At 60.1% G+C, this 22354-nt stretch carries 23 protein-coding genes; 10 read left to right on the top strand and 13 right to left on the bottom strand.

Features of this window, described 5'->3' with window-relative positions; genetic code table 11:
• The 8 genes from C8N43_RS11075 to C8N43_RS11040 form a co-directional block, all read right to left on the bottom strand.
• Entirely contained in the window at window positions 1-1083 is a 1083-nt protein-coding gene (locus C8N43_RS11075; protein ID WP_107845655.1) for an EscU/YscU/HrcU family type III secretion system export apparatus switch protein, read from the bottom strand.
• Window positions 1083-1859: a flagellar biosynthetic protein FliR gene (locus C8N43_RS11070; protein ID WP_107845654.1), complete on the bottom strand. Its 777-nt coding sequence runs from the start codon at window positions 1857-1859 to the stop codon at window positions 1083-1085. The genes C8N43_RS11075 and C8N43_RS11070 overlap by 1 nt, the downstream gene beginning before the upstream one ends.
• Window positions 1856-3934 (bottom strand): flagellar biosynthesis protein FlhA, encoded by a 2079-nt coding sequence (flhA, locus tag C8N43_RS11065; protein WP_107845653.1) that lies wholly within the window; start codon window positions 3932-3934, stop codon window positions 1856-1858. Before flhA ends, C8N43_RS11070 begins: the two co-directional genes overlap by 4 nt.
• Window positions 3935-4011: 77 nt before the next feature.
• Window positions 4012-5856 (bottom strand): hypothetical protein, encoded by a 1845-nt coding sequence (locus tag C8N43_RS11060; RefSeq protein ID WP_107845652.1) that lies wholly within the window; start codon window positions 5854-5856, stop codon window positions 4012-4014.
• The gene (gene motA / locus C8N43_RS11055; RefSeq protein ID WP_107845651.1) at window positions 5853-6722 is read right to left on the bottom strand and encodes a flagellar motor stator protein MotA; all 870 of its coding nucleotides are present in this window, start codon (window positions 6720-6722) and stop codon (window positions 5853-5855) included. The genes C8N43_RS11060 and motA overlap by 4 nt, the downstream gene beginning before the upstream one ends.
• 50 nt (window positions 6723-6772) lie before the next feature.
• Window positions 6773-7351, bottom strand: a complete 579-nt coding sequence (locus C8N43_RS11050) for a MotE family protein (protein ID WP_107845650.1) — start codon at window positions 7349-7351, stop codon at window positions 6773-6775.
• Window positions 7351-7731 carry a DUF6468 domain-containing protein gene (locus tag C8N43_RS11045; RefSeq protein WP_107845649.1) on the bottom strand — a complete coding sequence of 127 codons (381 nt, stop codon included), beginning with the start codon at window positions 7729-7731 and terminating at the stop codon, window positions 7351-7353. Before C8N43_RS11045 ends, C8N43_RS11050 begins: the two co-directional genes overlap by 1 nt.
• A 10-nt stretch (window positions 7732-7741) precedes the next feature.
• On the bottom strand, window positions 7742-8224 hold the full coding sequence (locus C8N43_RS11040; RefSeq protein ID WP_107845648.1) for a flagellar basal body-associated FliL family protein: 483 nt from the start codon (window positions 8222-8224) through the stop codon (window positions 7742-7744).
• 105 nt (window positions 8225-8329) lie between these two features.
• On the opposite strand from C8N43_RS11040, the gene fliF reads away from it, so the two are divergent.
• Genes fliF through C8N43_RS11010 form a run of 6 tightly spaced genes read left to right on the top strand, consistent with a single transcriptional unit; the run spans window position 8330 to window position 13230 of the window.
• Window positions 8330-9973 carry a flagellar basal-body MS-ring/collar protein FliF gene (gene fliF, locus C8N43_RS11035; protein ID WP_245912972.1) on the top strand — a complete coding sequence of 548 codons (1644 nt, stop codon included), beginning with the start codon at window positions 8330-8332 and terminating at the stop codon, window positions 9971-9973.
• Entirely contained in the window at window positions 9970-10572 is a 603-nt protein-coding gene (locus C8N43_RS11030; RefSeq protein ID WP_107845647.1) for a FliH/SctL family protein, read from the top strand. The genes fliF and C8N43_RS11030 overlap by 4 nt, the downstream gene beginning before the upstream one ends.
• On the top strand, window positions 10565-10843 hold the full coding sequence (locus C8N43_RS11025; protein ID WP_107845646.1) for a FliM/FliN family flagellar motor switch protein: 279 nt from the start codon (window positions 10565-10567) through the stop codon (window positions 10841-10843). Before C8N43_RS11030 ends, C8N43_RS11025 begins: the two co-directional genes overlap by 8 nt.
• On the top strand, window positions 10840-11568 hold the full coding sequence (fliP, locus tag C8N43_RS11020; RefSeq protein WP_107845645.1) for a flagellar type III secretion system pore protein FliP: 729 nt from the start codon (window positions 10840-10842) through the stop codon (window positions 11566-11568). Before C8N43_RS11025 ends, fliP begins: the two co-directional genes overlap by 4 nt.
• Complete coding sequence (locus tag C8N43_RS11015; RefSeq protein WP_107845644.1) at window positions 11568-12026, top strand: hypothetical protein; 459 nt, start codon at window positions 11568-11570, stop codon at window positions 12024-12026. The genes fliP and C8N43_RS11015 overlap by 1 nt, the downstream gene beginning before the upstream one ends.
• Window positions 12027-12069: 43 nt before the next feature.
• Complete coding sequence (locus tag C8N43_RS11010) at window positions 12070-13230, top strand: NAD(P)/FAD-dependent oxidoreductase (RefSeq protein ID WP_107845643.1); 1161 nt, start codon at window positions 12070-12072, stop codon at window positions 13228-13230.
• Here the strand turns inward: C8N43_RS11010 and trhO are convergent.
• Window positions 13227-14126 (bottom strand): oxygen-dependent tRNA uridine(34) hydroxylase TrhO, encoded by a 900-nt coding sequence (trhO, locus tag C8N43_RS11005; RefSeq protein WP_107845642.1) that lies wholly within the window; start codon window positions 14124-14126, stop codon window positions 13227-13229. The genes C8N43_RS11010 and trhO overlap by 4 nt on opposite strands.
• Before the next feature lie 104 nt (window positions 14127-14230).
• Here trhO and pncA point away from each other — a divergent pair, with 104 nt between their 5' ends.
• Both pncA and pncB read left to right on the top strand, forming a co-directional pair.
• Complete coding sequence (pncA, locus tag C8N43_RS11000) at window positions 14231-14839, top strand: bifunctional nicotinamidase/pyrazinamidase (RefSeq protein WP_107845641.1); 609 nt, start codon at window positions 14231-14233, stop codon at window positions 14837-14839.
• Window positions 14832-16124, top strand: a complete 1293-nt coding sequence (gene pncB, locus C8N43_RS10995; protein ID WP_107845640.1) for a nicotinate phosphoribosyltransferase — start codon at window positions 14832-14834, stop codon at window positions 16122-16124. Before pncA ends, pncB begins: the two co-directional genes overlap by 8 nt.
• Here pncB and C8N43_RS10990 read toward each other — a convergent pair.
• The 4 genes from C8N43_RS10990 to C8N43_RS10975 are packed head-to-tail and all read right to left on the bottom strand — an operon-like array spanning window position 16097 to window position 20800.
• On the bottom strand, window positions 16097-17059 hold the full coding sequence (locus C8N43_RS10990; RefSeq protein WP_107845639.1) for a phosphotransferase enzyme family protein: 963 nt from the start codon (window positions 17057-17059) through the stop codon (window positions 16097-16099). The genes pncB and C8N43_RS10990 overlap by 28 nt on opposite strands.
• Window positions 17052-18323, bottom strand: coding sequence for an aspartate aminotransferase family protein (locus C8N43_RS10985; protein WP_107845638.1), 1272 nt, complete (start codon window positions 18321-18323; stop codon window positions 17052-17054). The genes C8N43_RS10990 and C8N43_RS10985 overlap by 8 nt, the downstream gene beginning before the upstream one ends.
• On the bottom strand, window positions 18313-18735 hold the full coding sequence (arfB, locus tag C8N43_RS10980; RefSeq protein ID WP_107845637.1) for an alternative ribosome rescue aminoacyl-tRNA hydrolase ArfB: 423 nt from the start codon (window positions 18733-18735) through the stop codon (window positions 18313-18315). Before arfB ends, C8N43_RS10985 begins: the two co-directional genes overlap by 11 nt.
• Window positions 18736-18775: 40 nt before the next feature.
• Window positions 18776-20800, bottom strand: coding sequence for a DEAD/DEAH box helicase (locus C8N43_RS10975; RefSeq protein ID WP_107845636.1), 2025 nt, complete (start codon window positions 20798-20800; stop codon window positions 18776-18778).
• A 184-nt stretch (window positions 20801-20984) separates the two neighbouring features.
• Between C8N43_RS10975 and C8N43_RS10970 the strand changes: the two genes are divergently transcribed.
• Together C8N43_RS10970 and C8N43_RS10965 are read left to right on the top strand one after the other, a co-directional pair.
• Entirely contained in the window at window positions 20985-21326 is a 342-nt protein-coding gene (locus tag C8N43_RS10970) for a RidA family protein (protein WP_107845635.1), read from the top strand.
• Window positions 21319-22230, top strand: a complete 912-nt coding sequence (locus C8N43_RS10965) for an ADP-ribosylglycohydrolase family protein (protein WP_107845634.1) — start codon at window positions 21319-21321, stop codon at window positions 22228-22230. The genes C8N43_RS10970 and C8N43_RS10965 overlap by 8 nt, the downstream gene beginning before the upstream one ends.
• The last annotated feature ends 124 nt before the right edge of the window (window positions 22231-22354 follow it).

The following is a 22354-nucleotide window of genomic DNA, read 5'->3' as shown; positions in this document are numbered from 1 at the left end:
TCACCGGCTTATCCGCTTCTCGATCATCGACTGCGCGAACCTGATAGCTGCGGCGACGGCCTTGTAGTCCTCTGGCCAGATCACTTCGCCCAAGCCGACCTTCGCGTAGAGCGCTCTGGCCGTCGGCGGATCGCTGTGGATCGGGACGCGCGCGGCCGAGGCCGCCTCGCGGATGCGCGCCGCGATTTCATCGACCCCCTTGGCGACGCAAATTGGCGGTTGGCCTGACAGCGGATCCCATCGCAATGCCACGGCATAGTGGGTCGGGTTCACGATGATCACATCTGCTGACGGCACCTCCGCCAACATCTGGTTCATCGCGATTTCATACCCGCGTTGGCGCCGCTGCTGCTTATGATGCGGATCGCCCTCTGCTTCCTTGTTTTCGTCTTCGACTTCTTTTCGGGTCATACGGTTTTTCCGCAAGTTGTCAGCGACTTGCCACAAGTAATCCACTGCACCGATCGCTAGGGACATGATGAAGATCAGGATCAGGAAATCGAAGACTTTATCGGATAGGACCCCGACCATCTGGGTTTCGTTCAGAGCTGACGTCATGATGAGCGAGTCCAGCCTGTCGAAGAAAAACCAAACCATGAGGATGCTGACAACGAGCAGCTTCGTGGCGGATTTGGCGAATTCGAACAGGCCCGATCTTCCGAATTTATTCTTGAGCGACGCCAGGGGTGAGATCTTGTTGAGCTTCGGCTCCAGCTTTGACGGGGCAAAGACAATGGCTTGCTGAGCGAACAGGCAAAGAAGAACGGCGATCGCGGGGATCAGAAAGAGCGGCCCGATTGGGCCAATGACTCCCGATACGACCAGATACGCTGTTTCGGTTCCGCTGATGTCGCCTGAAGATGACAGGTAGTCAAACGGCCGCGCGACGAGGCTTTGCATCGCCTTTGCCGCTTCCAAAATGCCAGTGACGCTCGTCACTGCCAGCGCAAGGATCAACCCCAGATAGGCCGCCGAGGCGGAGAGGTCGTTCGACTTCGGCAGTGTGCCTTTCTTACGCGCGTCGAGAAGTTTCTTTGGCGTTGGGTCATGGGTCTTTTCGGCGCTGTCGCTTTCCTCGGCCATCAGAAACCAGCGCCTTCCGGGCTTGCGATGCGAATGAAGGTCTGCCCCCAGACACTCAAAATCAGCGGGCTGGCAAGCAACAGGATCAAAAGGGCTCCGAAACTGATGGCGGGCGCGCCGACCAGTGCAACCATGAGTTGAGGCATCGCCCGATTGATCACGCCAAGGCCAAGATTATAGATGAGCGATACCAGAACAAAGGGGCCAGCGAGCGTGAAACCCAGGCCAAACGCCCTTGCACTCTGCTCGACACCCCAATCCGCCAACCCGGCGGGTGCGGCCCACGTGCCGACGGGAAAGACCTCATAGGAAAGCGCAAATAACTCGATTATCCGGATGTGAAGACCGAGAAGGACCGCGAGGCAAAGACCTGCAACGACCAAAAGCGTCGAAAATGCCGGCTGTGGATCAATGCCCAAGCCACCGCCAAAGAATTGCGAAAGCGATGTGGCCTGCGCCGCGACGGAACCTGCGATCTGAAGCGCGAACACCAAAGCTCTGAACAGAAATCCAAATGCCAGTCCCGCAACGACCTCGGGACCGATCAATTCAATGAAATCCGCCTGCGACAAGGCGGCGCTTGCCTCATCAATCACGAAAGGCGCGATGATCGCGGAGAAAGCCATCGTCGCGCCAAGTTTGATCCGGACCGGAACAACCTGCTCACCAAAAGCGGGCAAAAGCGCCATCGCCGCGCCAACACGAAAGACGATCAAGGCAAAAGCAAGCACGAGGTCTTGGCTTAAGTCCGATATGGAAATGTCGTCAATGATCATGCGGGAACGACGCCCACAATTGCTGGTTTCGCCCCTGTCGCGACCTCCTCGTAGGAAAATACCGGCGCCGCCAACCCCTTGTTTGCGAGCAATAAGCGAAGAAATCGGCGGCGACGTACCGTGGTGACGAGCCCAGGCAAGATTCCGCTTTCGCTAAGTTGCTCGAACTTATTCGACAGGTTTTCGGACAATCTCGAATAGTGCTCAGGGGGAAGCGCCACGTCAGAGACCTGCGCCTCAGCCACCTGGTATTCCGAGAACAGGTCTTCCCAATCCGGTGCAAGTTGGAGCAGTGGAAGAGAGCCATCCTCGCGCTTGAACTCGGAGGTCAGCTGCGCCCCAAGTCGTTGTCGGACGTGCTCGCACAACCCTTCCGCTGTCGAATAGGTTGAGCGCCCTTCAGAAATCGCTTCAAGAATGACCGGAAGGTTCCTAATTGAAACTTGCTCTTCCAAGAGAAGGCGCAAGACTTGAAGCAGCGTTTCCAGACTGACTTTTTCCGGGATCATTTCATCGAGAAGCTGCTTGTTGGCCTTGTTGCGATTTTGGTCCGACAGGTTTGTAAATTCATCCAGGATGCGTCGCAGCCCCCTGAGACTCAAGAGATCAGAGAAACTCGCCTTGATCGTCTCAAGCAGGTGGGTGGCCAATATTTCGGGCGGTGTCACTACCGTACATCCCGCAAGCGCGGCATCTTCCTTGTATTTCTTTGACATCCATTTCGCGGGCGCCCCGTAGACCGGTTCTTTGACTGAGTTTCCGGGCAAATCGACCGGGGCGTCAGCCGGTAGCAGCGCCAGAACCGAGTCCGGGTGCAAAACGTCTTCCGCCTTTACGACGCCATGAATTTTTATTCGGTAGGTTCCGCTTGGAAGTGATGCATCGTCGGTGAGCCGTATTTCAGGCAGGACCAACCCAAATGATGTCGCCACATGGCGGCGCATGTTCGTGATGCGGACCTCCAGCCCGGTCGCGGGATCGAGCGCCATCATCACAAGGTCGGGTGAAAACTCGATGTGAATCTCATCGAGGTCAAGCAGATCGCCCATCGATTTTTCCGGAACTTTCTCCACAGCGATCGGGGTCGACTTCACAGTTTCCGCGGCCTTTTTTCGCCGGAAGTGTGCCGAACAAGCCAACAAAGCCACTGCACCTATCATGAAGGGGGCGAAGGGCAGCCCGGGTACCAGCGCGAATAGCGCCATCAGGATGCCGACAGTCGCTATAGCCGAAGGATGCTCGCCGATTTGCTGAACCATCGCGATGTCGGTCGCACCGCTTGTGCCACCGCGCGCCAACAGTAACGCCGTCGCAATAGAGATAATGACTGCGGGTATCTGTGTGACCAAGCCATCGCCAACAGTGAGGATCGCGTAGGTCTCAAACGCCTGTCCTGCCGGCATGTCATGGGCCGCGATCCCGATGATCAGGCCCATGATTAGGTTGAGAAGCGTGATCAAAAGCCCTGCAATGGCATCTCCCTTCACGAATTTGGATGCGCCATCAAGTGAGCCGAAAAATGTGGTTTCCGCCTGCTCTCGCTCTCGTCTTAGCTTGGCTTCGTTGTGATCGATCGCGCCGGCGGACATGTCGCTGTCGATCGCCAACTGCTTGCCTGGCATTCCGTCCAAAGCAAACCGCGCGCCAACTTCGGCCATACGCGTCGCGCCTTTGGTGATCACGATGAAGTTGACGATCAGCAGAACGCAGAAAACGACAAGCCCGAGATATACGCTGCCGCCCATCACAAAGCTCGCGAAGCCCTCGATCACATCGCCTGCAGCATCGGTTCCAGTATGACCTTGCCCGATGATCAATTTCGTTGATGAAACGTTAAGCGACAGCCGTAGCATCAGGGACGCCAGCAGGATCGTTGGGAAAGCGGAAAAATCGAGCGGACGCTCGAGAAAAAGAGTGGTTGTGAACATGAGAATCGCAATGCCGAATGACGCTGCGAGACCCAAATCCAAGACCCAAGCAGGCATTGGCAAAATCATCATGATGATGACCGCCATGAGAGCGATAGCGAGTATGACAGTTGGCTGAAAAACTGTCCTAAGTGTGAGTGACGGCATTAATCCTGAGCCCAAAATCCTGCATGCTTTGAGACTCTATTGGATAAAAATGTAAGAACCGGTTAATCGCCTGGGGTCTATTCGATTTCACCAGCGCCTTGCAGCATCGCTTCAATCGCGCCTCGTGACGCAGACACCCTTCTCAAGCTCTCGCGCGCAGTTTCGAGCGATGCCGTCACTTGGAGAGGTGCGTCAGGATTAGGTGCTTTTGCGTTTTCTGAAGTCGATATCGTGTTTGATGGTTTCTCAATATCTCCGGGCGAATAGGTCCTTGCCAGTTCTGGAAGATCCAGGCCTGCGAGACGGGATGACACCTTAGATTTTTGGGAGACCTCTAGTGCATTCAGAAACGGTTGCTCAGAAAGGCGGAGCGAGGCCTTCGCAAACTTTGCGTCATCTTCGAGCGCGATGGTTTTATCGGCTATTTCCGCGACCAGTTCCTGAAAAGCGTCTGTTTCAACCAGCTCGGCGACCATATCCAGTGCTTCAATAACTCGCTCTCGCAACACCAGGTTTCTAATGAGCCCAGCACGGATTTCTTCAGACTTATCCGAGTTTCGAAGCTCAAAAGCAAAGCTCTGGATCACAGAAAACGTCTCATCTGCAAGTGGTACTCTTCGATCCCAGCTCTCTTGCAGAATCTGGACCATTATCTCGGGGGAGCGTTCGTCCTTTCGTGCGAGCAGCTGCATCATTTCATCCTGATCTGCTAGCAGGAGTCGGGCCTGTGAAACCGGTTCATCTCCGTCAACGGCAAAGGGATTAGCAATTGTGCCCTTCACAATATCTGCAGATGTCTGATGCCCAGCTTGATTTAAGCGAGATATCAGGCGAGGACCGATGATACGCTGAACCTCCCTTGGTATGTTGAAGAACGCGCGGGAAATCTCCTTTGATTGTTCGAGAGACAGGCGATTTGCCCTGTCGTTATCTTCGGACAGGGCGCTCCAAATTGAAGATGGTCCACGGCAATCTTTTCCGAAGACGTTCTCATGATTTCCGGTAGAACCATCGATTATGTGTGAAATTCTTTCTGCGAACGCGGCACCGTCACCTTCCAGTTCGAAGGTCACGACGGTTTGGCGCGCCTCCGCGGTCATCGCAAATGCGAGGTACAAGCGCGTGAGGGCCATCGCCTCGTCTTCTTTCACAAAACCGGGTTCATCAAGAAATTGCCGTCGAATTTCGGAGATCTGTTGAGAAAAAGAAGAGCCATTCGTCCATTCTTCAATCGCGACGAGGTTTTCATCAGGGCAGATTCCGATCTGTTCTTTTTCAACGTTTGGATTAGCTCCCGCCGCTCTTTCGATTGCAGAACTCGCGCGGATCCGGTCCGAGCCAAAAACTTCCAAGCCAAGCTCGGAGCTATTGGCCGACATCGGTGAAACAACCGGATCAAGAAGCTGTCTGTTGGCAGCTTCCGTCACGCTTCTGGCGAGATCACTTCTGAATTTTCGGATGTATTCGGACGCCTCGGGGCGAAGAAGCGTGCCGGTTCCAGTCTCCAAAGTGCGCGGCATCGGGTCAGGACTGCGCTCATCCTGTGCGGCTTGCAACGGGAACTCGGGCTCGGGCGGCGGATCCTGAATGTCGATCAACAGACCAACGCGCTCGATGGGTTCGATTGACGTTGTACAGTCACATCCAAGTCTAATGACCAATTCGCCATCCGTGGCATCAATTTCCGCAATACGTGTGCGGGGAATGAGCTCAAAGACCTCATCTAGGTCAAAACCTTCCGAGAAATCCTCGAGAGTGACCCTAAATGTCGTTCCGTCGCGGCTTTCTGACCAAGAGGTGTTTGCACCGGAATAGATGACCAATCGGCTAAAAGTCTCATGCTCTCCAGACTTAACGATTGCCGGATTTGCGTTTCCAATGCGTGTCAGAACTACAAGAATAAAAAGAGAAAGACGTATCACGCGGCGTCTTTCTTTGTCGACTTGAGCGCTTCATCGAGATCCGAAAAACTTGGTCGCATTGAACCTGGCGTGTTTTGCCGACCGACCTCGATACAATTGTTGACGGAATGCTGGTGAAGGTTCGCGATCAGAACCTCTCTGATGAGCAGCTGGAAGTGGCTTTCGTCTTCAACGACGGTTTTGACTTTGGCCGCGAATGGTCCGACGAAGCCGTAGGCAAGAAAAACTCCCAGAAACGTCCCGACCAAGGCGCCCCCGATGAGTTTGCCAAGAACTTCGGGCGGTTGGTCGATTGACCCCATTGTCTTAATCACGCCCAGAACTGCCGCGACAATTCCCAAAGCGGGAAGGCCGTCTGCGACTGTCTGTAACGCATGACTGGAATGCTGCGCGTGGTGAATATTGCCCTCGATGCGCTTTTCAAGGACCTCTTCGACCTGATGTGGATCATCGTAGTTCATGCCAGCCGCACGAAGTGTGTCGCAGATAAGCGCGACTGACTCAGTATCGCCTTGGATCTTCGGATAGCGGCCGAATATCTCTGATGTTTCCGGTGCCTCGATATGTGGTTCCAGTTCAACCGGGCTACGGCGCGCAACGCGCAACAACTCAAACAGCAAGCAGAGAAGGTCCTGATAGTCCTGTTTGTTCCATTTGGGGCCCTTGAAGACCTTTCCGATGTCTTTGAGAGTGTGTTTCACGCCAGCAAAATCATTGCTGATCAAGAACGCGCCCGCGGCAGCGCCGCCAATCATTGTAAATTCGAAAGGTAGTGACTTGAGGATAATGCCCATCTTGCCCCCGGCGGCAAGATACCCACCAAACACCATCACGAAGACCACAATAACGCCGACGATCCCTACCATTTCGCGTCCCCAACAGCCGTCATCAAATTCCTCATCTTAAGTCGATCCACTTAATCTTTGGGCGCGTCAGCGTTGCGACCGGCGATGATGACGCTGACTTCATGCGCTTTCTCTGCCGATAGCGCGGACATGATCCCGGCAGCGGACGCTGCGTTCATCTGCCCTAGAAATCCTGCGGCGAATTCCGGTGCCATTTGCTCGAACAGCTGCGCTGCGACTTTAGGTTTCATCGTCTCATAGACTGTCGTGAGCTGCAGCACGTCCTGTTCAGACGCGCCGTCCACCCGCGCGATGGTTGCGGCAAGTTGCTTTTCGACCGCTTCGAGACGGGCCAAGTCTTCCTTGATCATGGATTCCGCCTCTTCCAGCGCTTCGGCGCGGGCCAGAAGGCTGGCTTCCCGTTCATCAAGGCGTTTTGATCGTGCGTTGAGCATGTCCATCAGCTCTGAGAGGTCCGAATTTCCGCCAGACGCAGCTTCGGCACGTTCGATCGCATTACCCGTTCCTTGCGCGTTTTTCGCGATTGCGACGCCGGCTTCACCCAGTCGCAATGTCCCTGATGCGACCAACATCAAGACGATGAACGCCGCGATCCCGCGCGGTCGCGTGTGTTTTCTTGCGCGCGACATCAGCTGGCCTGCTTTCGTGATGCGTTGCGCATGAACATGGTGACGGTCTTGTCGGATTCCTCTTCCGGGGCAGAGGCGGCGTCACCGGAGCTGGGATCGGGCAAGTCATGTAACGCCGCAATCATCATTTCCAAGCGATCGGCTATTTCCTTGGCAGAGCTGGTTTTGTCTTCAAGCTCACGACTGGACTCCGTCGCGGTTTCCTTGGCCTCCGTCAGGACCTTGGTCATTTCGTCGACCTGTTTCGACAAGATAGCGATCGCGCTGCCAAGGTCCTGGTCCAGCCCTTTGAGCTTCGAGAGCTTTCGCGACAGGATCAGGCAATAAACGGCCGCGAAGAGCGCGCCAAACCCGAGTAGAATATCGGCAAAGAAATCCATCAGTGCTTCCTCACGTAAAGACAAATTCAGTGATCAGAAGGTCGCGGACATGTCCGTCTCCAGTCACAATTCTGATGCGTCGCAGCATTTGCGCGCGCAGTTTGATCAGCGAGGCCGGGTCTTGAAGTTCGTCGACTTCAACGGCGCGCAAATAGCCGTTCAAGACGTCGAGAATCCGGGGCATCAGCAGCGCGACGTCGGCTTCGCGTTCCGGTACGACTTCCAATTCGGCGCGAAACCGCAATTGCTGCCCCCCGCCACGACCGACATTGATAATGAGCGGCTCCAGCGGCACGAAGACGATTTGTGGAAGCGGCTCGGTCTCATCAGACGCTTCTGCCGCGGCCTGCGCGTCTCCTCCGAGGATCATCCCGGAATACACCGCAAAGAAGCCACCGCCACCACCAAGCAGCAGCAGGACCAACCCTATGATCAGGCCAAGCTTGCCCTTTTTCTTGGGCGCTTCTTCTTCAGAGATCTCTTCGTCAGCCATCTCGATTCTCTCAAACTTTTTTCCGGTATAGCGGGTAATCGACTAACCGATTGTTAAGGCTGATCACTTTAAGTGGCCTCAAGCGGGTCAGAACGACTCGCAGATATGAGAGGTTTGCCGGTGCAGCAGTTTCTTGACGTCTGGAATGCGTTGGACGCCCGAAAACGGGTGATTGTAATCGGGTCCGCGGTTGTTGTGATGCTTGGTGTCTTGTTCATGGCGCGGGTCGCCGCGACCCCGAACATGGCCTTGCTCTATAGCGGTCTGCCGCCATCGGCTGCCGGAGATGTCATCGCGCAGCTCGAGGCCAAGAAGGTACCATTCGAAGTACGCGCCGGTGCGATTTTCGTCGATTCGACACAGCGGGATCAGTTGCGACTGACCCTCGCGGGCGAAGGCCTGCCCGCAAATGTCGGGGACGGGTACGAATTGCTCGATAGTCTCAGCGGATTCGGCACGACATCGCAAATGTTTGATGCCGCGTATTTGCGTGCCAAGGAAGGTGAGTTGGGGCGCACAATCGTCTCAAATCCCAATATTTCGGCCGCGCGGGTTCATATCGCACAGGCCTCGAAAAGCCCGTTTCGTCAAACAGTTGCACCCACGGCATCCGTTTCGATTCGGGGCAATGGCGGTAATGTCTCCGACCAAACGGCTGAGGCGATCCGTTATCTTGTCGCCTCGGCCGTGGCCGGGCTGCAACCGAAGGATGTCTCGATCATCAATGCCGATCTTGGGGTGGTAATGGCCCAGACCGGAGAGGCCTCGCCTGCCGCCGCGACGCAGGAGCACGCAGCGCGTCTGAAACAAAATGTAGAACGTATTATTATGGCGCGCACCGGCATGGGCGGCGCGGTGGTCGAGGTCAATGTCGACACGCTCACGGACGAGGAAACGATCGTCGAGCGCAAGGTCGATCCCGACAGTCGCGTGGCCATCAGCACGAACACCCAGGAGACGTCCAGCTCGTCGCAAAACCAGGGCGGCGCGGGCGTAACCGTGGCCAGCAATCTGCCAGAGGGCGACGGGCAGGGCGGAAGCGATTCGTCGGACCAAAGCACCGACACGCGAGAGGTCGTGAACTACGAGATCTCCGAGACGACGCGCGAAATGCGGCGGATGGCCGGGTCCATCAAGCGCGTGACGGTCGCCGTATTGGTTGACGGCACGCGGGAGGTCAACGACGCGGGACAAGAGGTCTGGACACCGCGCAGCGAAGAAGAAATGGCGGCGCTGGAGGAATTGGTAAAATCAGCCATCGGGTTCGACGAGGCGCGTGGCGATTCGGTGACTTTGCGCTCGATGGACCTGTCGCTCGACCCAGCGACCGCCGAAACGCCGGAGAATGGCTGGGTCTCCGAGCGGCCATTGGACATCATGGGACTGGCGAAGATGGGCATCGCCGCGACCGTCGTCTTGGCTTTGGGTCTGTTCGTGCTGCGCCCGATCCTGACCGGCGCGAATCTCAAAACGCTGCCTGAGGCCGAGCTCTTGCCGGCGCCGTCTGCGCCTCCGGCGGGTCTCGACGGACAGATCGAAGGGCCGGGCGCGATTTCGGGACCGACCACACAATTGCTCCCACCCGCAGGGCAGGGCAATCAAGTGGCCATGCTGCCGGATCCGGCAAGCGCCAAGGCGGTCTCGGACGATCCCGTTGAGCGGCTGAAATCCCTGATCGACGAGCGGCAGGACGAGACCGTCGAGGTGCTCAAAAGCTGGATCGAGACCCCGGAAGTGAATGCAGAATGAGCAAGTCCGCGTTCCTGGAGGATTTCTCGAATGCCGAGGTGGCCGCGCGCAAGGCTGCCGATGCCGAACGTGGCGTGATCGACGCGGCCGCGAAGCGCGAAGCATTCGACGAAGGCTACAAGTGCGGATGGAAAGACGGAGTTGAGTCCAAGGAGACCCGCGAGATGGAGCTGAAGGAAGAGCTTTCGTCCGCCCTGCAAGAGCTCAACTTCACTTATTTCGAGGCGCGCCAACATGCCGTCGCCTCCATGCGTCCGGTCCTGCAATCCATGGTGGACGCGATCCTGCCCAAGCTGGGGGCCGAAGCACTCGGTGCCCGCGTTGTCGAGTTGATGCAAGAGGTCGTTGATCGGATCGAGCCGTCGGCAACCCTGATCTGCGCGCCCGACAGTGTTGAGATGCTGACCGATCTGGTGGGGCAGCACGTGAAATTTCCGATCGAGATCAAGCCGGAACCGACTCTGACGACGTCTCAGGCAGTTCTGAAGCTTGATGATAGCCAGTTGCGCATCGATCTCGAGCAGACGATCGAGACGATTCAATCCAGCATCGACGATTTTTACTCATTTACCGAAGAGAAGGAGGCATCCCATGCCTGATCCTGCGAGCCTGTCCGAAGATGTCTTGACCGGGGTCAGCGTCGATGTGCGCGTTTGCGTCGGGGGGGCACGCCCCACGGTCAAACAACTCATGGAGCTGGGCCCTGACGCCGTTTTGCCGTTGGACAGTCAGATCGACGATCCGGTCGAGGTGTATGTCGGCGAGAAACTGATCGCAAAGGGCTTCCTTGAGACATCCGAAGACGGCGAAGACAGTGGCCTTGCCGTGCGCTTGACGGAAATCGGCTCGCCCGCCGCCGGTCTTGCATGACGCGAACAGCCGCCCTTTGGGCCGTTGCGGTGCTGGTCGTGGCGGCCATGCCAGCCGCCGCGCAGGACTTCTCGATCACGCTTGGAGACGAGACAAGCCTGAGCGCGCGGGCCTTGCAGCTGATCGCCTTGCTGACGGTGCTGAGCCTGGCACCCGGCATTGCGATCATGATCACCTGTTTCCCCTTCGTGGTGACCGTCCTGTCGATCCTGCGTCAGGCCATCGGATTGCAGCAGGCGCCGCCGAACATGCTGATCGTAAGCCTCGCTCTGTTCCTGACGTATTTCGTGATGGACCCGGTGTTCACGCAAAGCTGGAACGACGGCCTGCAACCCCTGAGTGAAGGCAGCCTGACCGTAGAGCAGGCTTTTCCGCGCGTGATCGAGCCCTTCCGCGGCTTCATGGCGGCGCGACTGGACCTCGATACGTTTCAGACGCTGGTCGACTTGCGCCCCAATGTGCCGGACGGCGCCCCGCGCGACGCGCCGCTGTCCATCTTGATCCCGTCCTTCATGCTCAGCGAGATCGAACGCGCCTTCCAGATTGGCTTTTTGATCTTTTTGCCTTTCCTGATCATCGATCTGGTCGTCGCCGCAGTTCTGATGTCGATGGGCATGATGATGGTGCCGCCGGCAATCGTCTCTTTGCCCTTTAAGCTTGCCTTTTTCGCCGTCGCCGATGGCTGGAGCCTGATCTCAGGCGCCCTTGTAAGGAGTTACTTTTGATGCCCGAACCACAATCCTCTTCCGCCACGCCCGTCTCGCCAGAGCAAGTCAAGAAGGCGCGCATGCTTGTCTCGATGCTTGGCGCGGATTTTGCCAAATCGTCCAAACATCCGTTCTTCAAAGATCTGGCTAGAACCGCCGTGCAGCCGTCACCAGAGCCTATGAATGCGCCGGATATGAGCGCCGCGCTGGCCAAGCTGGTCAAGACCCTCGCCGATCCACGGGTGGCGCAGCGCCTGCGCCCCAAACCGTCTCCGGAGCCCGAAGCGCGCCCGGAGGTGACCGCACCACTCCCGCTCGATACGGACTTGCCGATGCAGCATCCTGTTCTGATCGCCAAGCAGATGATGGGCTTCCCCAAGCCGGACCGCGTTGCCATGATGCGGCGTCTTCCGGGGCCGACTGCGCGACAGGTCGCAGCCTACCTGTCAGAGCTGGAAGCCGATACGGCCGAGTGAGTTAGGGCTGCCGTTCGCCCGCCTGCCGTGGCAAAAGGGGCCAATGACACAGGCGGTGGATATCTTGATCGTGGGCGGCGGGCCGGCGGGACTGGCGGTCGCTTCGCGGCTGCCGCAAGGCACCGACGGGCTTCTGATCCATCAGGATCGCGAGATCGGAGTTCCGGTGCGCACCTCCGGCGGGTCGTGGATGCGCGACGTGGCGAAGCTGGGTATCCCGCGCAGGCTCGCCCATCCGGTTAACTCTGCGGATATCTATTCCGACAAGGAGCATCTGTTGCTTGATCTGAGCCACGATCCGGTCGGCATCCTCGACGTCACCGGAACTTATCAGTGGCTGGCAGAGCAGTCTCGCATCCCGATCGAGTGCGGCACGAAATTCCTGTCTGCACGCCGCAGCGACGGGCAGTTTGAAGTTACGATCCGCAGGAATGGCGGGGACGAGGTCTTGACGGCTCGCAGGATCGTGGACGCAACGGGCTGGCATTGCGCGGTGCTGGCATCGCTTGGCCTCGTGCATCCCCCGGAGCGTCGCGGCATCGGGATCGAGTACGAATACCCGGCCCCAAACCACGATCCGAACCGCGCCGCGCTGTTTTTCGGTGCGTCCACACCGACAGGCTATGGCTGGGCTTTTCCGACGACCTCGCGGACGTTGCGGCTTGGTGTTGGGGTGATCCACCCGGTCACAGACAAGTCACCAAAGGACATCATGGCTCACCTGATGGAAAGCCCAGCGTTGCAGCGCATGAGCCTTCCGCGCCCAACTGATTTCCACGTCAATGCGGGGATTTTGCCGTCCGTGTCTTACGACCCGAAACTGGTTTTCGACGGCGTGGTCCGGGTTGGGGACAGCGCGAATATGGCGACGCCGACGCTTGGCGAGGGCATCCGGATTTGCATCGAACGGGGCTGGGCCTTGGGACGTGCGCTCAGCGACTGCAACCAAGGAGATCTCAAGGCATGGGAGCGCGCGACCCAGCGAAAACTCGCCTTGCAATACAGGTTGGGGTTTCTCGCCAACACGCGCGCCGCAAGCTATTCGCCGGACCAGTGGGACCGCTCCGTCGCGCGCATGCGTCGCTTGCCGCCCGAAGAATTGATCGCTTTCTTCCGCAACGATTTCACAACATCAATGATCGCGCGCAGGGGCGCACAGGCGCTCACCCGGCGTATCGCACGCCTCTTTCAAAGGGCTAATTAACCCAAGTGGCGCTCGCCCCGTGCGCGGGCCAGGTTGATTTGCTTCTGACGTTCCCGGAACCGCGCCTTATCCGCCTCGGACGTCTCATCGATGCAGCGGTCGCAGGACACGCCTTGCTCATAGGCTTCGTGGTCCGTGTCTTCGGGCAAAAGCGGCCGGCGGCAGGCATGGCACAGGAGGTGTGGACCTTCTTTCAGCGCATGGCCGACAGACACCCGCCCGTCGAAGACAAAGCAGTCGCCTTGCCACAGGCTGCGGTCCGCAGGTACTTCTTCGAGGTATTTCAGGATACCCCCCTTCAGGTGAAACACATCCTCCACCCCTTGACCCAGAAGATAATTGGTCGACTTTTCGCAGCGGATGCCGCCCGTGCAAAACATGGCGATCTTCTTGCCCTCGAAGCGGGCCTTGTTCTCCTGCCACCACTGGGGAAATTCGCCAAAGGACTTGGTTTCGGGGTCAATCGCCCCGTCAAAGGTGCCAATCGCGACCTCGTAGTCGTTGCGGGTGTCGATGACGGCCACATCGTCTTGCGAGATCAACTCGTTCCAATCTTCGGGGTCGACGTAGTGCCCGGTTCCAGCCATTGGATCGACGTCAGGCTGCCCCATCGTCACGATCTCGCGCTTGAGCCGAACCTTCATACGGTTGAACGGCATCTCGCGCGCGCGCGACAGCTTGTAGTCCAGATCAGCACATCCCGGCAGCGATTTAAGGTGCGCGATCAGTGCCTCGATCCCGTGCAGGCTTCCGGCGACCGTTCCATTCACACCCTCTTGCGCCAACAACAGCGTCCCGCGCAGTCCTTCCGTCTCGCAAAGTGACAGAAGCGGCGCGCGCAGCGCCTCAGGCGCGTCAAAACGGGTAAAATGGTAAAGAGCTGCGACGGTGAACATGGCGCAGGCTGTACTGCGCTGCGCCGCCGCGATCAAGGTCCAGCGGTTGACGGGCTCGGGGCCACGGCCTAGCAAGTTCAGGCGAAATTCCGGGAGGAAAGCAGATGCGCCCAGCGAACGAAGCCCTGATCGTCATCGACGTGCAAAACGACTTCTGCCCCGGCGGGGCGCTGGCCGTGGGCGGCGGCGACGAGATCGTGGGCGGCATCAATGACCTGATGGCGGATTTCAGCGCCGTGATCCTGACCCAGGATTGGCATCCCGAAGGCCACTCGTCTTTCGCCAGCAGTCACGATGGCGCCGCACCCTATTCGGTCACCGAGATGCCCTACGGGCCGCAAGTGCTTTGGCCTGATCACTGTATCCAAGGCACCGAAGGCGCGCGTTTCCATGACGAACTGGCGACCGATCCGGCCGATATGATCATCCGGAAAGGCTATAATCCTGCGATCGACAGCTACTCCGCGTTCTTCGAAAACGACCATCAAACGCCCACCGGGCTCGAGGGGTATCTGCGCAGCCGCGGTATCGACACCCTGACGATGGTAGGCCTCGCCTTGGACTTTTGCGTCAATTACTCGGCGGTCGATGGCGCAAAGGCCGGGTTCGCCGTGACGGTCGAACAAGAGCTGTGCCGGGCTATCGACCTTGACGGATCATTGCAGGCGGCGCGCGATGGAATGCTGGCGGCGGGAGTGAAGCTCAATGGTTGATATCGCGACCCGGGTCTACAACCACAAATGGAAGATCGACCCCATCGTGCGGTCGCTGATCGACACGGACTTCTACAAGCTGCTGATGTGCCAGTCGGTCTTTCGCAACAAGCCGGACACGAATGTCACCTTCTCGCTGATCAACCGCACCAAGGATATACGGCTCGCGGAGCTTGTGGACGAAGGCGAGTTGCGCGAGCAGCTTGATCACATCCGTTCCTTGTCTCTATCGCGCGGCGAAAGCACCTTTCTGCGCGGCAACACGTTCTATGGTAAACGCCAGATGTTCCGCCCCGATTTCATGGAGTGGTTCGAGGGCTTTCGGATGCCCGCCTACCATCTGGATAAGCGTGACGGGCAGTATGAGTTGACGTTTGAGGGCAAGTGGCCGGAAGTCATGCTCTGGGAAATCCCTGCGCTGTCCGTGCTGATGGAATTGCGCTCGCGGGCGGTTCTCAAGGACATGGGCCGGTTCGAGCTGCAAGTGCTCTACGCCCGCGCCATGACCCGGTTGTGGGAAAAGGTCGAGCGATTGCAAGGCGTTCAGGACCTGCGCCTCGCGGATTTCGGCACCCGTCGCCGCCACAGTTTCATGTGGCAGGACTGGTGCGTGCAGGCGATGCAGGAAGGCCTCGGCGATAAGTTCGTCGGCACCTCCAACTGCCTGATCGCCATGCGGCGGGAGGTCGAGGCCATCGGCACCAACGCCCATGAGCTACCAATGGTCTACTCCGCGCTTGCCGGAGATGACGCCGATCTCAAACAGGCCCCCTACAAAGTGCTGGCGGATTGGCAAGAAGAACACGATGGCAATCTGCGGATCATTCTGCCGGACACCTACGGCACCGACGGCTTCCTGTCCGATGCGCCCGACTGGCTGGCGGGCTGGACGGGCATCCGCATCGACAGCGGTGATCCGGCCGAAGGTTCGGAGCGCGCAATCAAGTGGTGGACATCGCGCGGCGAAGACCCGCGCGAAAAGCTGGTGATCTTCTCCGACGGGCTCGATGTCGAGAAGATCGTCGAGCTTCAGGCGCAATTCGATGGGCGGGTGCGCGTCTCCTTTGGCTGGGGTACGCTTTTGACCAACGACTTCCGCGGCCTCGTGCCCGGCGACGCGCTCGCACCGTTTTCGCTGGTGTGCAAGGCAGTTTCCGCCAACGGGCGACCCACCGTCAAATTGTCCGACAATCCGCGCAAGGCCATGGGCCCCGCCGCAGAGATCGAGCGCTACAAGCGAGTCTTCGACCTCGGCGCTCAGGAAGAACTGGAAGTCGTTGTCTGAAGAAAGCGCTCTGTGCAGCGCAGGGCACGCTCTGCGTAAAACCGCTGTCGCGGGTCGTCATGGGGGCAGCGCGACATGATCCAGCCACACGATGCCATGGCGCGCAGCATCACAAATAGCGGCAGGCTTGCGCGCATCCTGGTGTCGGCGCCGTAGCCGTCCAGCAGCGCGTCGGAAAGCGTGTCAAAATACGCAATTTCGCAATGCTGGATCATCGCGGTCCCTAGATCATATCCGGTAAACCCGTAGCCGCTGTCGTCAAAGTCGATCAGATAAAGCGCATCGCCGCGCGCCAGAATATTCTCTTGCAACAAATCTGCGTGGATCAGCTGCATCTCCTGATCCAAGCGGCGTAACTGGCTGTCGGCCAGACTACGCGCCTCAAGCAATCTGGTTTTCTCGGCATCATCCAAAGCGGGGTTTTCCCAGAACCGACCCCAAAGCGGCCTATCGCCAACCAGCCCGTTGATGTCCCATTTAGGTCTGGGCAATGGCTCCAGCGAAAGTCGCCGCGTGGTCTCGTGCAAGCGTTTCAGCAACGCGCCCACGTCGCGGTAGAGCGCGCAGTGGGCCTCGACGCTGCCCGCGAAAGCCACACCGTTTTCCCCGATCTGGTCGGCGTCGATCCAGGAGACCAGCGAGGCGACGGGTGCAAACGCGTGCTCGTCGGTCAAAGCACCTTCGAGCGTGCGCAAGGGTTCGGGGCAGGGGAATCCGTCCTTTGCCAGCGCTTCGCACCAGGTCAATTCGGCCTCGATGGAGGGCGTCGTCTGATAGCCCGCCCGGTGCAGGCGCAATGCGGCCCGCGTGCCGTTGGTCAGGGTCACGTCGAAGACAGCATTTTCGCGGTTGCGGATTAGACGTGGCGCCGCGCCGAGCCCGCCCCATGCCCCCGCCGCGCGGACGGCGTGCGCCATCACCTCGCGGTCATCCATAGGGGACCTCCTGCAAAGCGGCCTCCAGCGTATCAATCGCCAGATCAGCGTTCTCCTTGGAAAACGGCAGCGGTGGGCGCATTTTCAGCGTGTTCATCTCACGCCCGATCCGGTTCATCAGAACTCCGTTCTCCCGCATGTACTCAACCACTTCCCGGGTAAACTCCGTGGCGGGCGAGCCGTCGTCGTGGGTGAACTCGATCCCAAAGAACAACCCCGTCCCCCGGGCCTCGGCCTTGAGCGGGTGGGAAATTCGGTGCAGGCGATCGAGTGCATATGCCCCCACGGCGCGCGCGTTGTCCTGCAGGCTCTCGCGCTCGATCACGTCAAGCGTCGCCATGGCCGCGGCACAACTGACCGGGTTGCCGCCGAACGTGTTGAAATACCCAAACGCCGTGCGGAAGGCCGCCATGACGTCCGGCCGGGCGATGACCGCGGCGACGGGATGCCCGTTCGCCATCGGTTTGCCGACCGTGACCACGTCCGGCGCAAATCCCATCCAGTCATGTCCCCAAAACGTCTCGCCGATCCGGCCAAAGCCCGGCTGCACCTCATCGCACAGAACCAGCCCGCCCGCCTTTCTGATGACTTCAACAGCCGGGTCCAGAAAGCCCGGATCAAGCCGCGGGAAGCCCTCATTTGCAAAGCTCGGGCACAGCATGAAGCCCGAAAAGCCGCAGCCTTCGGCCTCCAGCTCTGCGATCGCCCGCGCGATATGCTCGGCGAAGGCTTGCGCCTGCCCCTCGATCGTGCCGCCAACCGGGCGCACGCTGTCGGGCGCGGGCACCAGCCGGACATGCGCCGGGTAGCCGCCAATCGGCGGGCGGCGGGTCGACAGCTGAGACGTCGCCAGCGTGTTGCCATGATACGTGTTGTCGGTCGCAATGATCCCGGTCTTGCCTGTCACCGCCTGCGCCATGCGCAAGGCGATGTCGTTCGCCTCCGACCCGGTGCAGACCATGATCATCTGGTCGAGATCGTGCGACAGTGTCGCCGTCAGCCGTTCGGAGTAGTCAAGGATCGTTTCATGCAGATACCGCGTATGCGTGTTCAGAACCGCGGCCTGCCGCGCGATGGCTTCGACGACATGGGGGTGGCAGTGACCCACATGAGCCACGTTGTTGTAGCAGTCGAGATACTTGCGCCCGTCCGCATCCCAGAGCCAAACGCCTTCGCCGCGGACCAGATGAACAGGCGTGTCGTAGAAGGTGGGCACGTTTGGCCCCATCACGCGCGCGCGGCGCGCTAGCAGATCACTCGTCATCCTTGACCTTCCCGCGCAGCGATTTGACCTCACCGCGCTGCTTTTTCGCCGCGATCCGGCGGCGTTTCGAGCCCAGTGTCGGGCGGGTCTTGATGCGGCGTTTCGGCACCTCAAGCGCCTTCAGGATCAACTCCCGCAAGCGGTCCTCAGCGATTTCGCGGTTGCGCGCCTGAGATCGGGTCTCCTGCACCAGCAGCACCAGCGCGCCCTCGGTCGTCCAGCGCCGACCGGCCAGCCGCTTGAGACGGGTCTTCACCGCAGGTGGCAGGTTTGGCGAACGGGCGGCCTCGAACCGCAGCTCCACCGCGGTCGCGACCTTGTTGACGTTCTGCCCGCCCGGGCCTTGGGCGCGGGTGAAGCTTTCCGTCAGCTCCCAATCTTCGATCGTAATAGTGTCGTTAACCCGGATCATGGGGCTTCATACCCCATCGTCCGCGCGGTGAATATCCCTGCTAGCGCTTGGGCTTGGCGCGCTTTGGCGTGGCCCCCGCCCCTTTACCAACCCGCGGTTTCACCGATTTGCCCGGCGGCACGAAGCGCTTCGAGGTGTCGTTGGGATTGCCCGCAGGACGGGGGCGCTTGGGCTTCCCGCCCTGTGACGGCTTCGCGTCACCTTTGACAAAGGGCGTCTTGCCACCCGGCTTCTGCGCGCGCGCCTTCTGGTCCTTGGGCTTTTGATCGCTTGGCTTCTTGTTATGCGCGGGCTTGCCCTTTGGCTTTCTGTCACCGCTGGGCTTGTGCTCCGTCACAGCGCCTTCAGGGCGTGTCTCCGAGATCGCTTTGCCGGATTTCGGGGCGGGTGCGTCCGGTGCCTCGCGCGGCTCATAAGCCTTCTTCTCATAGGGCTTCTTTTTGAAGCCTCCCTCCTTGCGCGGGGGCTTGCCTGGACGCGGCATGGTCGAGAAATCGGGGGCTTGCTCAAGCCGCGTCACCCGCGCGCCATCGTCGAGCTTCATATCGGTTCCGAGCGCTTTCAGAAAGCCGTCGACGCGGGGCTTGGCAATCTCGACGAAGCTGGCGTTTTGCTGGATGCGGATCGCGCCGATATCGTCTTTGGTTAGATCGCCCGCGCGGCACAGGGCAGGCAGCAGCCAGCGTGGCTCTGCATTGTCCTTGCGCCCGACCGAGACGGAAAACCACACGCTCTCGCCGAAGGCGGGCCGCGGCTTCGGCGCATCGCTGCCGCTTGGCGCAAGATCCTCCGGCGCCGACTGGCGCTGGCGGAACAGGCGCGCATAGGCGGCGGCCAGCTGTTCGGGCGTGAACCGGTCGGTGAGCTTGCCCACCAGACCCGCCTCGCCGTCGCTCACCGGCTCGGACCAGACCGGATCGGCAAACAGCCGCTCTTCGTCGCGAGCGTTCACATCATCGGCAGAGGGCGCATCGCCCCAGCTTGCCTTTACTTTGGCACCCTGCAAAAGCCGTTCGGCCTTGCGGCGCAGTTTGGCGGGCACGATCATCGCTGACGTGCCCTTGCGCCCGGCGCGCCCAGTGCGGCCAGAGCGGTGCAGAAGCGTCTCGTGATTATTCGGAAGCTCGGCATGCACAACCAGCTCAAGGTTCGGCAAATCGATCCCGCGCGCGGCCACATCGGTCGCCACGCACACCCGCGCACGCCCGTCGCGCATGGCCTGCAGCGCGTGGGAGCGTTCGTTCTGCGTCAGCTCGCCCGACAGCGCCACCACCGAGAAGCCCCGGTTCGAGAACCGTGTCGTCAGTCGGTTCACCATCGCGCGCGTGTTGCAAAAGACGATGGCCGTCGGCGCCTCGAAATAGCGCAGCACGTTGATGATGGCATTCTCGGCATCGCGCGGCGCAACCGCCATGGCGCGGTAGTCGATGTCGGCGTGCTGGCTCTTCTCGGCGGTCGTGGTGACCCGCGCGGCGTCCTTCTGGTAGCTTTGCGCAAGCTTGGCGATCGCGGCAGGAACTGTGGCGGAAAACAGCAAGGTGCGGCGCGTCTCGGGGGCCTCCGACAGGATGAACTCGAGGTCTTCGCGAAAGCCCAGGTCCAGCATCTCGTCGGCCTCGTCCAGCACCACGGCGCGGGCTTGGGACAGATCAATGGAGCCGCGTTGGATGTGGTCGCGCAGCCGCCCCGGCGTGGCCACCACGATATGCGCGCCACGCTCTAGCGCGCGCCGCTCGTCGCGCATGTCCATGCCGCCCACGCAGGACGCCATCACGACACCCGCCTTGGCATAGAGCCACGCAAGCTCCCGTTTGACCTGCAGGGCCAGCTCCCGCGTCGGGGCGATCACCAGCGCCAAGGGGGCCGCCGCGCGCTCAAACTGCGTCGCATCGTCCAGCAGCGTCGTGCCGATGGCAAGCCCGAAGGCCACCGTCTTGCCAGAGCCGGTCTGGGCAGAGACCAGCAGGTCGCGCCCTTCAAGCTCGGGTGCGGTCACGGCGGTTTGCACTGGGGTCAAGGTCTCGTAGCCGCGCTCGGCCAGCGCGTCGGAAAGGGGTTGGATCACGGGTGTCGTCTTTCATGTCAGGGCAAAAGGAGCGGAGGCCAACCCAAGAGGCCTCAGTGGCGCGGCCCGTGCCCTGAACACGCAACCGCAAGAGGCGGTGCATACGCCTGATCTTCGCGGATGTATAGGGGTGTGCGTTTGGCGGCTTCGCTTTAGGTTAGCTCGAAACAGGAAAGGACATCAGATGATCGAAAGACTGGAGACCGGGGTGCGCTCGAGCAAGGTCGTGAAGCACAATGGCGTGGCCTACATCACCGGGCAGGTGGGCGAGGGCCAAGGCATCAAGGCGCAGACGGAGGAATGCCTGCGCCGCCTTGATGCGATGCTCGAGCTTGCGGGCTCATCGCGCGAGAAAATGTTGCGCGCCACGATCTGGCTCGCCCACATGTCCGACTTCCACGCCATGAACGAGGTCTGGAACGCCTGGGTGCCGGAGGGCCACGCCCCGGCCCGCGCCTGTGGCGAAGCGCGGCTGGCCCGGCCGGAACTCTTGGTCGAAATCATCGTCGACGCCGCCTATGACTGAGCGCGCGCGTAACATGCTGCTCGGCGCGCTGGTCGCCGACGCGGCGTCGATGGGGCTGCATTGGCTCTATGATCAAGAGCGGATCGCCGCTGTCGCGGGCGACACGCCTGAGTTTCGCACCCCGACCGAGGCTGATTACGCCGACACGAAAGGCTACTTCGCCCATGGAGGCAAGCAGGCCGGCGCGCTGTCGCATTACGGCGAGCAGTGCCTTGTGATGCTGCGCGCCTTGGCGGCGGCGGGGCGCTACGACCGCGCGGCCTACGAGGCAGAGTTCCGCGCCACCTTCGGCTATGGCGGCACATTTGTGGGCTATATCGACCGCCCGACCCGCGCGACGCTCGACGCGATGGCGGCGGACCCGGAGGGCGAGGGGTTTCACGGGGACGATGACGTGCAATTGCCCGCCGTCTCGAAACTGCCCGGGGTGGTCGCGCTGCATGGCGCGGACCCGAAGATCGTCGAGGACGCCGTTCGTGTGACCAACAACAACGACACCGCAGTGGCTTTTGGCCAGTTGGTTGCGACCATGATGCAGGACGTTCTGGCGGGCGCGGATCCGGCGGATGCCATGCACAAAGCGGTTGCCGCCGACCCCGGGAAGCCCGGCGAGGCAGTTCGCAAGGCCTTGAATATGAAGGGTTCGACCGTCGAGATCACGCGCGCCATCGGGATGAGCTGCCAGCTGGAATACGGCATCCCCAGCGTCGCGCATAACCTGACAGAGGCGCGCGATTTCAAGCACGCGGTGCGCACGAATATCTTGGCGGGCGGCGACAGTTGCGGGCGCGCCATTGTGCTGGGGGCGATCATGGGGGCGGCTCATGGTGTGCCGCAGGATTGGCTCAGCCGGCTGGACGACCGCGCCGAGATCGAGGCGCTGGTAGACCGTATCTGCGGATAAAGCAAAGGGCGCCCACAGCTGGGCGCCCTTCGACGAGATCGTATGGAGGTGGGTCAAGTTGGGTGGTGACCCGATACCTCGGTGTGGTTCAGGGGGCTGCCCCTAAAAGCGCACCTCCGTACCC

The organism is Litoreibacter ponti (assembly GCF_003054285.1).
In the GTDB taxonomy this organism is placed as follows: domain Bacteria; phylum Pseudomonadota; class Alphaproteobacteria; order Rhodobacterales; family Rhodobacteraceae; genus Litoreibacter; species Litoreibacter ponti.
Note: the sequence above shows the minus strand (reverse complement) of the source record. Positions and strands in the feature narration are given on the sequence as shown.

Coding starts and splice junctions, on each gene's coding strand:
- C8N43_RS10985 (WP_107845638.1), bottom strand. CDS start 18,323: ATGACGAGTGATCTGCTAGCGCGCCGCGCGCGCGTGATGGGGCCAAAC.
- C8N43_RS11025 (WP_107845646.1), top strand. CDS start 10,565: ATGCCTGATCCTGCGAGCCTGTCCGAAGATGTCTTGACCGGGGTCAGC.
- C8N43_RS10965 (WP_107845634.1), top strand. CDS start 21,319: ATGACTGAGCGCGCGCGTAACATGCTGCTCGGCGCGCTGGTCGCCGAC.
- fliF (WP_245912972.1), top strand. CDS start 8,330: ATGAGAGGTTTGCCGGTGCAGCAGTTTCTTGACGTCTGGAATGCGTTG.
- motA (WP_107845651.1), bottom strand. CDS start 6,722: ATGGTAGGGATCGTCGGCGTTATTGTGGTCTTCGTGATGGTGTTTGGT.
- C8N43_RS11050 (WP_107845650.1), bottom strand. CDS start 7,351: ATGTCGCGCGCAAGAAAACACACGCGACCGCGCGGGATCGCGGCGTTC.
- pncB (WP_107845640.1), top strand. CDS start 14,832: ATGGTTGATATCGCGACCCGGGTCTACAACCACAAATGGAAGATCGAC.
- flhA (WP_107845653.1), bottom strand. CDS start 3,934: ATGCCGTCACTCACACTTAGGACAGTTTTTCAGCCAACTGTCATACTC.
- pncA (WP_107845641.1), top strand. CDS start 14,231: ATGCGCCCAGCGAACGAAGCCCTGATCGTCATCGACGTGCAAAACGAC.
- C8N43_RS10990 (WP_107845639.1), bottom strand. CDS start 17,059: ATGGATGACCGCGAGGTGATGGCGCACGCCGTCCGCGCGGCGGGGGCA.
- trhO (WP_107845642.1), bottom strand. CDS start 14,126: ATGTTCACCGTCGCAGCTCTTTACCATTTTACCCGTTTTGACGCGCCT.
- C8N43_RS10970 (WP_107845635.1), top strand. CDS start 20,985: ATGATCGAAAGACTGGAGACCGGGGTGCGCTCGAGCAAGGTCGTGAAG.
- arfB (WP_107845637.1), bottom strand. CDS start 18,735: ATGATCCGGGTTAACGACACTATTACGATCGAAGATTGGGAGCTGACG.
- C8N43_RS11075 (WP_107845655.1), bottom strand. CDS start 1,083: ATGGCCGAGGAAAGCGACAGCGCCGAAAAGACCCATGACCCAACGCCA.
- fliP (WP_107845645.1), top strand. CDS start 10,840: ATGACGCGAACAGCCGCCCTTTGGGCCGTTGCGGTGCTGGTCGTGGCG.
- C8N43_RS11040 (WP_107845648.1), bottom strand. CDS start 8,224: ATGGCTGACGAAGAGATCTCTGAAGAAGAAGCGCCCAAGAAAAAGGGC.
- C8N43_RS11070 (WP_107845654.1), bottom strand. CDS start 1,859: ATGATCATTGACGACATTTCCATATCGGACTTAAGCCAAGACCTCGTG.
- C8N43_RS11030 (WP_107845647.1), top strand. CDS start 9,970: ATGAGCAAGTCCGCGTTCCTGGAGGATTTCTCGAATGCCGAGGTGGCC.
- C8N43_RS11010 (WP_107845643.1), top strand. CDS start 12,070: ATGACACAGGCGGTGGATATCTTGATCGTGGGCGGCGGGCCGGCGGGA.
- C8N43_RS11045 (WP_107845649.1), bottom strand. CDS start 7,731: ATGGATTTCTTTGCCGATATTCTACTCGGGTTTGGCGCGCTCTTCGCG.
- C8N43_RS11015 (WP_107845644.1), top strand. CDS start 11,568: ATGCCCGAACCACAATCCTCTTCCGCCACGCCCGTCTCGCCAGAGCAA.